The following is a 12,638-nucleotide window of genomic DNA, read 5'->3' on the forward strand; positions in this document are numbered from 1 at the left end:
AAAGAAAGCGCTGTCTTTTTGCTATGAGTTTTAAAACAACTATTGAATCGTTATAAGTAGAAAAGATACTAAGAATAGAGGAGAAACTTATCGAGGGATACGTTTCTCCTCTATTTTCATTTTTTTAGATTGATAGTAAGAGGGTATGAAGAATGATCATATTCACTTGGACTTAGAGTACCTAGAGAAAATGGGTTTCCTTCACTAGTATGTTCAAATTATGAAAAAATTTTTTTCACACTAAATCCAATTTTGGCAAATTGCTTTAAGCAATCGATCCCTTTTTATTCAATCTAAGGAAATCTTATTCCACTCCTGTATTCTTATTTACTAACCTAAAAAAATCTAATTGTTCTTCTTTCATAGTTTGGTATAATTAAAAATAATTATGATATTTAAGGAAAAATTAGAGAAAGAAGAACTCTGATGTTTGCTGGACAACATTGGTATATTGAAGAATTAGACCACTATCAAACTTGAATAATACGAAAAAGCAATGTTAAGATTTTTGGTGATTTGTTTGAAAAAACAAAAAAACTTTTGCCTATCAGAACATGCATTCAGCTATTAGATGGAAGTGAGTTGGTAAAATTCATTTCAGACTTTATATTAGCGATTAAAAATTGATTCTTAGAAGTGACTGGGCAAAGAATTAAAGGTGTTCAGGTTGTTATATAATAAGGTTCATAAGAGGATGCTAGTCTCATAATCAAAAAAAGCACATATGGGTATAATAGTTAAAATATTGGTTTATGGTTATTAAAAAAAGAAAAAACTGATAAATTTACCGACCATCGATAAATTTATCAGTTTTTTCTTATTACTTTTACTAATAAGAAATAATTTTATTTTCACATATATAACTCATTTAACAAAATTAACTTTAATCTAAATATTCTTTGAAGTCAATGCATTTTTAAAATTTAAACTTCTCAATTTTTTTATAATTTTTTGAAAAATAAGAGAATAATGAAAAGGAGCTGGTGTGTATAATGTTGTTTTTTTGATATGAAATATATAAGAAACATTGTTTTGACTGGATTATTTGTAAAATTAAAAAATACGCCGTCAAAATAATCGTCAATTATTTTTGAAAGGAACAGATGATAAATGCCAAAAAAGGGAGAAAATATTTATAAACGAAAGGATGGTCGCTGGGAAGGCCGCTACATTAAACAACATACCCCGACTAACAAAATTATTTATGGCTACGTTTACGGTAGAAAGTATGGAGAAGTAAAAGAAAAGTTGATCTTCCTAAAAGCAAAACAGCTAACTACGCAAGGTACGTTTCGCGCTTTCCAAGGAACTTATGGGGATTGGGTTGCTTATTGGATAAATAATACCGTCAAACGAACGGTAAAAGCAACAACCTATTCAAACTATTTTCGATTATTGAATAAACATATTTTGCCAAGCTTAGGAGAATATCGACTAACACAGATCAAAACGGCTCGACTGCAAGAATTTGTCGATAATTTAGTTGTTAAGAAGCTAGCTACTGGATCGATTCGCTTAATTTTTACGATCGTTAATCAGTCATTGAATGAAGCGATAAAAAATGAGTATTTAGATCAAAATCCATGTAAGAGTGTTTATTTACCAAAGCCGACGGAAACAAATGTTCATTCATTAAGTAACCGGGAACAGAAGATATTGGAAGCATTGGCATTTCGTGAATCAAACTGTTCGCCTACTATTTTAGCGCTTTATTCTGGTATGAGAATAGGTGAGATTAGTGGATTGAAATGGGCGGATATTGATTTTGACAAGGGGTTGATCCGAGTTCATCGAACCATTTCACGAATCATTGACGAACACAGCACCCGAAATAAGACAGAACTCATTTCAAGTAGTCCAAAAACAGCTTATTCAAGCCGTGTAATCCCATTAGCAAAGAATCTAAAGGAATATTTACTGGAAAAAAGACAAATAGCTTCGTCTGAATATGTCATTCATTGCCGTGGGAAACTGGCAGAGCCTAGAGTGATCAATTATCGGTTCAAACGAATGATTAAAGAAACAGAGTTTGCGGATATCCATTTTCATGTGCTGCGGCATACCTTTGCCACACGCTGCTTAGAACAGGGAGTTGATATTGCAAGTTTAAGTCGGATTTTAGGGCATCGCTCTACCAAACTGACACTAGATACATATGCTGATTCTTTACTGGAACACCGACAAGAGGTCATGAAAGCCGTCGATGCATTACTCGAAAAACCAGATCATTTTAATAAATAGAAATCAATAAAAAAAATTATTGATTTCTATATTTTTATCTCTAAAAGCCGTCAATTGACTTGTCAGTTGACGGCTCTTTCGCATGTGAAAACAAGGAATAGAAGTACTTTTTCTTATTAGTAAAAGTAATAAGAAAGGTTGTTAGTATTATACTGCATGTTTAGGTAGAAAAGGAAATGAGACACTTCAAATAAACAGAATTAGGAGGCGCATCATGTATAAATTAGGAATCGTATCCCAAGAGAACTATTCCGAAGAAATACTATCAGAGTTTGAAAAACGAGGCTTCAGTTTAACGCAATTAGATAAAGCTGAAATCTGTACAGAAGGACTGGATGGCATTTTTATTGAAGAAAATCATGAACATTCAATCAGCTGTATTTGCGAATTGGTGTTGTCTGTTCGCAGAGAAAGTGATGTATTTATCTGGATTCTCTCAAAAAAATCGACAACTGTGGATCGGCAAGTATATTTACAATTAGGCGTGGACAATGTGTTTAATCGTAAGTATTTCCCAACAGAGCCGCTCTTGATCATTAGAAATACCTTTACAAGGCAAGACAGGCTCACACCAGCAGAATCGGAAGAAACTGTTACTCGAACCAGAAAAGAAATGATGCAATTAAATCCCAGAAATTTAAGTATATACATTCCAACAGAAGACAACAAGATGAAAGAAATAAGTCTAACAAAGTTGGAGTATCGAATCATCGAGCTCTTACATAGCAGTCCTGGAAAAACATTTTCATATAAAGAAATCTATGAAAATCTTTGGGATGAGCCTTATAACGATCAACACTATCGTGTGGCCAATGTTGTATTTCACATAAGGGAAAAATTAGGCAATCAATCAACGTATATCAAGACCGTTCGCTCAAAAGGATATATGTTAACAAAAATTTGAAAATAGCAAGCTGATATTAAACAGGGGAAAAGGAAATGAGGGAAATCATGTCGGTCGAGTCAACAAAAAAAAGCAATAAAAAAGAGTCAAAGTCCAGAAACAAAATGAAGACTCAACAAACTAAGCGTTCACCCAAAAAAGCAATAGGAAAATCCCGGAAGGTCAAACAAATTGAACAGCCCAAAAAGAAATGGAAAAAAGGGATGAGCCTGTTATTTGATCTTCTTTATTATCTTTTGGTGATCGGCATTATTTTAGGCTCTATCTTATTTGTAGCAAATAAAGATTCAAATAAATCCTTTTTTGGCTATCGCTTCTATAATGTATTAACCAATTCAATGGTGCCGCAAAAAGATTCCTTACCTGGGGGCTTTCATTCAGGGGATGTCACGATAGTGAAAATGGCGACGTATGATCAAATAAAAGTCAATGATATTGTCACTTTTACCGTCGGCGAAGGATCCTATTTAACCCATAGGGTCAAAGAAAAGATGACTGAACTAAACGGTGAAGAAGGAAAATTTATGATTACTCAAGGGGATGCAAACAAATCTCAAGATCCGCCAGTTGATGGTAGTAGAGTAGTGGGAAAAGTAGTTTTCGTCATTCCGTATGTTGGTAATATATTGAAATTCGTACGTGATCATTTTGTGGTGTGTTTAATTTTTCTAATTTCCATGTTTGGTTTTGTTTGGGTTTTGCGATTTTATTTTGAGCAGCCAGATTATGTTGAAGTAAAAAAAGGCAAAACAAAAAAGAAACCACGTGTTCATAAGGGAAATGTGAAAGAAAAAAGGAACATACGCTCTACTTAATCAAGGATATAAATTCAATAGTTTATTGTTGAATTTTATATAAATATATATTTTTTTAGGAGGAAATAGAAAATGAAAAGAGTCAAAAAAATGGATAACAAGACTAAGAAAAAGGTTACAACAGGTGTTGCTGCAGGATTAGCTGCGACAATGTTATTAGCAGGAACATTCGCATGGGTACAACTTAACGATGAACGTGTCAATAGAATGACAACATCTACGATTACTGATGGTACTGTTCATTTAAATGAAGATTTTATTTCAAGAGGCGACTGGGAAATTGGTACAGAACATGACAAGAAAGTTAGTGTTACAAATTCTGGGAATTCACGAGTATTTGTTCGTGTTTCTTATGAAGAAGTGTTGAAATTTTATGGTAATGATGGAGAACCAATCACAAAACAAACTGGTGCAACAAGTGCAGCAGATTTACCAGTTGCATTCAATGCAGATAAATATACAGGAAATGGCTGGGTCGATGTTCCTTCAAGCCAAATCACTCCTGCATTACCAGCAAATGTAAAAGTAAAAGCGAAAGGAACAAAAACGTCTGAAATTACTGGTGATGGAAAGACAGTAGAAAAAGTTGGTCTTGAATATGCGATTTTCAATGAATATGAAACCGGCAAATTCCAAAAAATGGATGCTTCACTGAAAGTGGCTTCACCAGCAGGTGCAACAGCAGATACATGGACATACACTGTAGCTGACATCAACTATTATGTTTACCAAAGTCAAGAATTTAAAGCAGTTGATTGGGCAGGTTCAAACACAATGCTAGGAACTTCAGGAACAAGATACAATGTAGACTACGATTACACTGCGTTTGCAAACACACCAGCTACATTAGCAACAGGTGCACAAATTCCAACAGTTGATGCTGCAGATAATACACGCTGGTTAGCAAATTTACAATCTGATAGCGGATTAGACAGTTCACTATATACAGTTTACAATGCTGCAGGTATGACAAACACAGTTCCAACGAGTGGTGGCGAAAACAAATGGTTGTATAACGATAAAGACGGTTACTTCTATTATATGAATGTTTTAAACAGTGGAGAATCAACACCAGAATTCTTAAATGCATTGGGACTTAGAGCAGATGCCAGCAAGAAATATTCTGATGTGCAAGTAGATTTGGTATTAAACATGGAAGCAATCCAAGCAGTTAAAGCTGCGATTACAGATCCAGCAGGAAACAACGGCGGTTGGGGAATGGCTTCAACAGATCCAGTTGCAACTCACCTTCAAAGCTTAGTTACAAAATAAGTGTCGCTAAAGTAATAATGGAGGGAATTTCATGCAAAAGAATAGCAAAAGAAGATGTCAGTATCTATGTGTTTTGCTGTATCTCATCCTTGCTCTTTTGGTAAAGGCAGCTCCTGTAGAAGGAGTTGCCCTTCCTCCTGGGGTAGTCATTGGTGATACAGACGGATTTTATGCAAGCAGTGAAGGAGAATACTTTATTGAGCTGGACGATTTGCTGCCGGGTGATACATTTACAAAAGAAATCAGTATTCGAAATGTAGATGTCAAACAAGGCTTTGATGTTCGCTTACAAGTGAAAGATGGAGAACAAAAGGGACCGATAGATTTTCGTAAGTATGTAACGGTCACCATCAAACAAGGGAACACTGTCATCTATGAAGGTAATATACTAGGCAAAGAGAATTTTGATTGGACTGTATCACAATTACCTTTAGGTTTTTATACATCAGGTGATGAAGAGGTACTTACGGCAACGTTTACTGTATCAAGTGAGTTAGGACTTGAGGATTATAAGGAAGCAAGCGAGTATAAGTTTTATTGGAACTTTCTTGCGACTGCTAAGGATGAGCCGACAACCCCAACTGATTCAACAGATCCAACAACCCCAACAACTCCAATCAAGCCAACGAAACCAGTAAAACCAAGCGGCTTCCTTCCAAGTACTGGTGAAGAATGGGAAAATCTTCTTTATCGAATCTGTGCTGGATTGTTTCTGATTGTAATAGCTTTATTCTTTTTTTACAAAAAGAGACGAGAAACGAAAAAATAGAGTTGATAAAAGAAAGGAAGAGAGCCTATGAAGGGAAAGCGTAAAAGCCAATCAAGAAAAAGAACTAAGCATATCATGCTGGGATTTTCCTTGGCGTTCGGATTTCTAATTGTTTTAGGCAGCACATATGCTTGGGTAACGCTTGCTGATGAACGAGTCAACCAAATGGCAACTGGTCGTTTGGAAATCGTGTTGGAAGGTCGAAAAGATATGGATGTGTTAGCTCCAAAAGTTTCGTCCCAAAAAGATTTAGCTGTACGTAATAATTCTACGGTTAACGCCGTTGTCAGAGTGTCATTGAAGGAAGTGCTGTTGACGTTTGAAGTTGATACTACTGATAAATCAGGCAATGGTGCCCTAAAAGTGACGAATCAAGCTGTAGGTATGATTGATGTAGGAAACAGTTCTACTTGGGAAACTGGAAAAACCCTTGAAAGAAGCGATGGGACCTATCAAATAGGTGACCAACGTGCAACATATGTTATAAACAGTGCGAATGCACGACCTGCTTTATTAGAAAATGCAGTTGTTATGAATTTTAATAGTCACTTGACGGATCAGACACCTCCACCGGCGGGACTACAACAAAACTATTGGTTGTACTATGAGGGATACTTCTATTATTCAGAAGTACTTAGACCTGGTGAAACCACCAACAATTTGGTTGATAGTATTAACGTCACGGAAAAAGCAGCGAATAAGATGAAAGGCAGCTTTTATGAGCTGTCAGGTAAAGCAGAAGGATATAGTGCGGCAAAAGTTTCTATTTCCAGTGGCAATGGATTCAATTTAGGTACATCAAATCCTGTGTATCAGATGCTTGAAAGCAAAGTGAAGTGAGGAGGAAAGGGATGAAAAAGATGAAGAAACGTTCTCGTCAAATGCTCTTTCTAGTGCCACTCTCATTACTCTCAATAAGCTTGTTGCTAGGAGATACAGGAGCAAATTTTTATTCCAGTGATCAAAAAGAATATCTAGGTAAAGTAGGTGACTTGCAGGTCAATCTAAAAGATAACGACTCGATCACAGCAAATTTAAAAGTAAATAACGAACAAAAACGTGTTATTTCTGTTAAGAACGATACCGAAGTCAATCAGTTCGTCCGTGTTATGGTATTTCCAGTTAGTAAAGATACAGAAGATGTTGCTACGCAGTCTCTCCCAAGCGAAGTTGCTAAAAATCTGAATACTTCTGATTGGACAGAAGGTAAAGATGGTTATTTTTATTACCATAAGAAATTAGCAAAAGGTCAAGAGACCTCAGAACTGTTTAAACAAATCACTAGTGAAACGCCTGGAGAAATGACGATTTATTTAAAAGCAGAGGCAATCAGCGCTGAAGGTGATACGTTTATTTCAGCCTGGTGGCAAAAAACGATTCCCACGATAGATCCTTTAAAAACGATCTATAATACATTAGAAAGTCAAGTTGACTGAGGAAAGGAGAGAAGAATATGGGAAATAAAGACCAAGACCAAAAGGCTGCACCTAGTCTATCTAAAAAAAGAAAAAAACGTCTAAGATTATCTAGTATTGTTACAATGCTTTCTTTAATAAGTTTTGGGATAATAGGGGGCGCCTATTTTTTCTCTAATAAGACGATTAAAGCCGATACCACAGCTGTAAATTATCTCTCTTCAAACTATCAACGGACATCAATTCCGGCAAATGATGCCAATGGTGTAGCACTTTTTAATGATATAGGTCGTTATTCAGTTCAATCCATTGGTGGATCAAATACTGTTGGATACGATACGGGAGGAGGTTTGACCCCGAGTTTAGCCTATAAAGACTATGATGACGATCCGACAACTTTTAACAGCACGTCAATGGACTATGTGCCTAAAGGAAAAGTAGTTAAGGCATATCTTTACTTTTTCCAAGTGGGAGCGAGATCGCAAGAGTCTCCTTCTAATAGAAAAGATACGTTCATTTTAGGGCCTAAAGGTGGCCGTTTTGCTATTGATACAGGATTTGAAGATGTTGTTTATGATGTGACGGATTTTGTTACGAATGAAGGACAAGGGACTTACTGGGGAAAAAATATTGATAATAAACGGGAAGTAGCTCAAGGCTCAGATAATATAGCCAATTGGTCAATTACGTTTGTTGAAGAAGACGAAGAACTGCCTTTGAGAAAAAGTATTGTCAATGCGTTTAACCGATATGTTTATGGCAATCAGCTAGTAACTGACTTTTCAAGTGGAGTACCAATTCCTTTACTTTCTACATCTAGTCCAAGTTTTTCTTTGACAGGAGTTGTACAGGGTGGAAATTATTCACTTGAAGGAGATAAATTGATTACAGAGTCTTTCTTAGACAATCAATCATTAGTTAGAACAGAGATGGAAAGTCCGATCAGACCTAAAAATAACTTTTTTAGAGGTCAATTCACAGATAACGATGCCGATTCTACAGCTAATCGAAAACCAAATGACATTTATAAAAATAATATTGACGTCTTTAACTACGATTTAGATAATGCCTCATATTTTCCGCAAGGCTTAAACAACGTTAAGGTATCCTATTTAAGTGACGGAGCTGATGGTTTTTATCCCTCGATTTTAGGTGGAACATTTGATATCGACAGACCAGAGTATACGTTACAATTTTCAGATGATGCTGATAGCTCGAACGAAATCAAAATTGGCGATCTTAATCGAAAAGTAACCCTAAATGTGAATAAAAAAAAGAATGACAATGTTGCAGTTTATGAAAAAGCAATGGAACTATACTTTCCGGAAGGTTCCGAGTATGTTCAAGGTTCACTAAAAGTCAATGGAAACATAGTCGATAATTCTCGAATGACTTCGGCTAGTCAAAATAAATGGATTCTTGACTTAGAAGGACTGACTAACGTTGAAGATGATTTTACGATTGAGCTAAATATGAATGCCTCTCAAACATTTAAAGTAGGAAATTTAAAAGCAAACTATACAGGAAAACTTATCTATAATAAAAATGAAAAGACACCATATACACTAAAATATGAAAGTAATAGTCTATTTTATTATAGTGATGTGACCACATATGATGAACAATATGCTTTACGTGCAAATAATTTTGCGGTTTCTGTAAGCAATGTGAAGAATAATCTTAATGTGAAAAAATTAGCTGAGATTGTTTTGTATGATCGGAAAACAAGTGAGATTTTAGATTCTGAAACGGTTGATAGCGGTAAAGTCATCATTGACCAAACTCAATTAGATGAGATTAAGAGTGCTCAAGGTAAGTATGTCCAACGAGCAAGTAATTCTGATTATCCAGAAGCAGAAGATTATTCTGATATTATCAAGCCGTATCCGTTGACTATAACTTACACATATTCCGATAAGGGTACTTCAAAAACGTTAGAACGGGTCATTACTGTTTTTGTTACCAATGAAACAACGAAGGTCGCGAAGAGTCAGAATAAAGTAATCTATGCATTTGGCTTTCGCTATCCGTTGAGAAAAGCAGCACAACTTGATGATGCAGCAATTGTTGACAGAAGTCATGCCGAAGCGTGGAACTATGATAATGTATGGGGAATTGGAGTAGCTGAAACAACAGACTTTCAAACGAATCGTGAAGCTGCCTATAATCAGACCAATGAATCATTAACAGGGGTAAATAATGCTCGTATACCGGGGCAGTATGAACTATCACTGACTCATAATTCAGTGATAAATGATCTGCCTATTATAGAGCTGTACGCAGAGGTCGCAAAATTAAATGTTCGTCAAATCGTTTTAGATCCGAATGATGAACTGGTTACATCAACTGAAGGCTATATTAAACTAAAAAATATAGAGAACCCGAAAGCAGCAATCACACCATATGGAGGCGTTGATCCTGGTGAGCCAGTTGGACCATCGATACCGGATGAAAAAGCAGCGGCACAAGAAGTGTATGTCTATTCAGAATCAGGCACAGATAGAACAAACGTAGCTTATGAACCAGTCAAACTGCCGATTCATTACGGATATTATTTCTATGAAGCAGAATTAGTGGTTCCTGAATATTACCAGTATATCGGTTTTGAGTTAACAGATTCATCTAAACAAACTGGAAATGTAACAGGTACAGGAATTCCACAAATTGATTACATTGGTGAAACAGAAGAATACTGGCTCACAATGTACATCAAGCCAAGTCTGAATGGAACCGAAAGTCCAGGCTTTTATCATTGGGACTATGGACAAGAAGATACGTATACTATTGTTGAATAGCTATGGAGTTGCAAACTTTCAGTTTCCTTGCATTAAAAAGAATGAAAGAAGCTGGAAGTTTTTGTATATATGGATTCTACATAGCGCTGATATAGAAGAAACGGACGAAGTTGTAAAGGAAAAAATGAACAAAAGAAAAGGGAAAAAGGTTGGATCAGTTGTTCTTTGATCGTTTATACTATTCACGGTATTATTTTTGCTGGATTAATTGATGAATACAGTGGGTGCTATTTTTCCCCAATTAAGATTAAAGTAGCGAGAAACTAGTGAGGATATAGAGTGTGGTAGTGATTAAGTTTAAACGATGTAAGGGGGCAATGCGGTGAATTGGATTCAGAAAAGTGGTAAGGTATTGATAATGTTTATTGGAGTCGGCTGGATTATTCAGACAGTTTTTTTGGTACAAGAATACTTGGATTATCCTATGCTGGATTTTACAAATAGATTTATTCGATATGTGGTCGGTCTTGTTGGTCTATTCATAGGATTTTTAGTCGTGGATAAATTAAAGAGGCATATGACTTATCTGGTTTTATTTTTAATAAGCGGAGTATTGGTTTCTTTATTTTCATGGCTGGGATTTATCCTTTGTTTTCTATGTGTTTTGGAATTGATTGATAACAGAAGCAACATAGAACATAAGTCGAATAAGTAAGGATAGAAGTTGAGACAAAAGTCGATTTTTGCGAAATTGCCAAAAAATCTGACTTTTGACCACCGTTTATTACGTTTTAGAGTGCGAGACAAAACAAAACTGATTTTTCGTTTTGTTTTGTTTCGCACTCTTATTTTTACAAGATAAAAGGAACTGTAGACTGATTTCCTTAAAAACTAGTTACAAAGATAACGAATGTATTATAATAATAGATATATTTTACAACAAAAAAGAAATAGAGAAGATAGTTGTAGGAAAAAGAGTTTTTTTGTTAACAATAGTTTACTTAATATTGGTTTGACTGCTTACTCATGATTGGAGCTAGGACCAAAATATAGAGTTAAAGCACACGGAAATGAAGGAGTGTAAAATGAATTCTATTAAGGTAAAAAAGGGTATTATTCTATTTTTTAGTTTTTGGATTGGACTTGTAGAAATGATGATTGCTGCAGGGATTATCATTCTAGGGTATACAAATCATTCTGCATGGGAGTTAATAGCATTGGGAGTAGTAATTTTTTTGCTAGTTTTTAATTTATTTTTATATGTATTTTTAGGTTTTTTTGTAAAGGAGATCATTAAAACAAACGAAGAAATCAGAATCATTTTATTTAAAGGAAAAATGTATTCATATTTATTGTCGGATTGGAGATTTATAGCAAAAACAGTGATAAACGGTCATGGAAAAGATAGAAGTAGTAACCACTACCTTTTGCTTTCAAGCAAAGCAGAGAATAAAATGAAGACATTCAAAGTCGGTTTGTTTACTTCAAAACAGAGAGAAGCTATAAATAGACTATGATTCAGCGTTTATAAGAATGGAGAAAAATAATTGGAAAATAAGGTAGTAAAGTATTGTTATTGTTGTTGTGAAAATCAAATTAAACAAGATAAAAATTTTTGTGAAATTTGTTTCCAAGTGCTGTTATCTATTTTTAAATCAAATGCTGTCGGTATAGAAGAATTTCCCGAACATGTAGATCATTGTATTTTATGTGGTGAATGGGAAAATAGAAGGATCATCTGGACGGGGAACACGGGGGCTTTTGACCATGAAGGTTCAGGAATACCGATATGTGAAAAATGTATATTAGATGAGTCGGAAGAATAGAAAAGTTTCGACAACTGTTAATAAAAAGCGAAAGCCGCAGAGGTGATTGCTAGTATTTATTAGGAGGATACCATAGTGAAAAAACATCAGGGTGAATATTCTCGGAGTTTTTATCTACTAGCTTTGTTGTTAATTATTGTTTTTCTGGTAAGTTGTCGAGATCGCTTAAATGAAAAGAAAATCGCTAATCTTACTTATGAAACATCAAGTTTTGGTGTGATAAGTGAAGCAGCTATTATTGATTTAGATGAAAAGACCCAAAAGATATTTAATAATGAAGACTTTAGAAAAGGTGGAGAGCCTAACGAAATCACTGAAATTCCAGAAAAAAACTTTAAAACATATAAAATTAAAAATATAGAAGCGCTTCGAAAAGAAATACAAGGGACTAAAGTAAACGAGTGGAAAAAAGAATATATTGACAAGCAAATGATGGATGGATCACAGTGGAACATAACAATTAAGTATACAGATCAAACCAGTAAATCGATTTACGGAAGCAACAAGGCACCGAAAGAAATGAAGGAACTTAATCAGCTTTTGTTTGGTATAAATGAGTAATGACTGGATCAAAAGTACAGAGAGGATGGAGAAGTGTGTTTGATCGTTCAGAAGTGATAAAATATCATGCTTAAATCAAAATACAACAAGGATCAAAATT

The 12,638-nt window shown here is 35.0% G+C and carries 12 protein-coding genes; all 12 read left to right on the forward strand.

All coding sequences use genetic code 11. From position 1 onward, the window contains the following. Positions 1-1,110 precede the first annotated feature (1,110 nt). Complete coding sequence (locus tag BCR25_RS15950) at positions 1,111-2,241, forward strand: site-specific integrase (RefSeq protein WP_069664594.1); 1,131 nt, start codon at positions 1,111-1,113, stop codon at positions 2,239-2,241. A 214-nt stretch (positions 2,242-2,455) separates the two neighbouring features. After that, a complete protein-coding gene (locus tag BCR25_RS15955) occupies positions 2,456-3,145 on the forward strand; it encodes a winged helix-turn-helix domain-containing protein (protein ID WP_083242723.1) in 690 nt (229 codons plus the stop codon). A gap of 35 nt (positions 3,146-3,180) precedes the next feature. Further along, complete coding sequence (locus BCR25_RS15960; protein WP_083242724.1) at positions 3,181-3,960, forward strand: signal peptidase I; 780 nt, start codon at positions 3,181-3,183, stop codon at positions 3,958-3,960. A 72-nt stretch (positions 3,961-4,032) separates the two neighbouring features. Beyond that, positions 4,033-5,232 (forward strand): hypothetical protein, encoded by a 1,200-nt coding sequence (locus tag BCR25_RS15965; RefSeq protein WP_069664596.1) that lies wholly within the window; start codon positions 4,033-4,035, stop codon positions 5,230-5,232. A 31-nt stretch (positions 5,233-5,263) separates the two neighbouring features. Next, a complete protein-coding gene (locus tag BCR25_RS15970) occupies positions 5,264-6,001 on the forward strand; it encodes an LPXTG cell wall anchor domain-containing protein (protein WP_069664597.1) in 738 nt (245 codons plus the stop codon). A gap of 27 nt (positions 6,002-6,028) precedes the next feature. Further along, positions 6,029-6,841, forward strand: a complete 813-nt coding sequence (locus tag BCR25_RS15975) for a hypothetical protein (protein WP_069664598.1) — start codon at positions 6,029-6,031, stop codon at positions 6,839-6,841. Between the two features lie 11 nt (positions 6,842-6,852). Next, on the forward strand, positions 6,853-7,437 hold the full coding sequence (locus BCR25_RS15980; protein WP_069664599.1) for a hypothetical protein: 585 nt from the start codon (positions 6,853-6,855) through the stop codon (positions 7,435-7,437). A gap of 17 nt (positions 7,438-7,454) precedes the next feature. Then, positions 7,455-10,211 (forward strand): hypothetical protein, encoded by a 2,757-nt coding sequence (locus tag BCR25_RS15985; RefSeq protein WP_069664600.1) that lies wholly within the window; start codon positions 7,455-7,457, stop codon positions 10,209-10,211. Positions 10,212-10,533: 322 nt separating this feature from the next. Continuing rightward, positions 10,534-10,866, forward strand: a complete 333-nt coding sequence (locus tag BCR25_RS15995; protein ID WP_069664602.1) for a hypothetical protein — start codon at positions 10,534-10,536, stop codon at positions 10,864-10,866. A 370-nt stretch (positions 10,867-11,236) separates the two neighbouring features. After that, entirely contained in the window at positions 11,237-11,668 is a 432-nt protein-coding gene (locus BCR25_RS16000) for a hypothetical protein (RefSeq protein ID WP_069664603.1), read from the forward strand. Positions 11,669-11,698: 30 nt separating this feature from the next. Then, entirely contained in the window at positions 11,699-11,977 is a 279-nt protein-coding gene (locus BCR25_RS16005; RefSeq protein WP_069664604.1) for a hypothetical protein, read from the forward strand. 75 nt (positions 11,978-12,052) lie between these two features. After that, positions 12,053-12,538 carry a hypothetical protein gene (locus BCR25_RS16010; RefSeq protein ID WP_069664605.1) on the forward strand — a complete coding sequence of 162 codons (486 nt, stop codon included), beginning with the start codon at positions 12,053-12,055 and terminating at the stop codon, positions 12,536-12,538. Positions 12,539-12,638 lie beyond the last annotated feature (100 nt).

It is taken from the genome of Enterococcus termitis, assembly GCF_001730305.1.
Taxonomy (GTDB): Bacteria; Bacillota; Bacilli; order Lactobacillales; family Enterococcaceae; genus Enterococcus_L; species Enterococcus_L termitis.

Coding starts and splice junctions, on each gene's coding strand:
- BCR25_RS15950 (WP_069664594.1), top strand. CDS start 1,111: ATGCCAAAAAAGGGAGAAAATATTTATAAACGAAAGGATGGTCGCTGG.
- BCR25_RS15955 (WP_083242723.1), top strand. CDS start 2,456: ATGTATAAATTAGGAATCGTATCCCAAGAGAACTATTCCGAAGAAATA.
- BCR25_RS15960 (WP_083242724.1), top strand. CDS start 3,181: ATGAGGGAAATCATGTCGGTCGAGTCAACAAAAAAAAGCAATAAAAAA.
- BCR25_RS15965 (WP_069664596.1), top strand. CDS start 4,033: ATGAAAAGAGTCAAAAAAATGGATAACAAGACTAAGAAAAAGGTTACA.
- BCR25_RS15970 (WP_069664597.1), top strand. CDS start 5,264: ATGCAAAAGAATAGCAAAAGAAGATGTCAGTATCTATGTGTTTTGCTG.
- BCR25_RS15975 (WP_069664598.1), top strand. CDS start 6,029: ATGAAGGGAAAGCGTAAAAGCCAATCAAGAAAAAGAACTAAGCATATC.
- BCR25_RS15980 (WP_069664599.1), top strand. CDS start 6,853: ATGAAAAAGATGAAGAAACGTTCTCGTCAAATGCTCTTTCTAGTGCCA.
- BCR25_RS15985 (WP_069664600.1), top strand. CDS start 7,455: ATGGGAAATAAAGACCAAGACCAAAAGGCTGCACCTAGTCTATCTAAA.
- BCR25_RS16000 (WP_069664603.1), top strand. CDS start 11,237: ATGAATTCTATTAAGGTAAAAAAGGGTATTATTCTATTTTTTAGTTTT.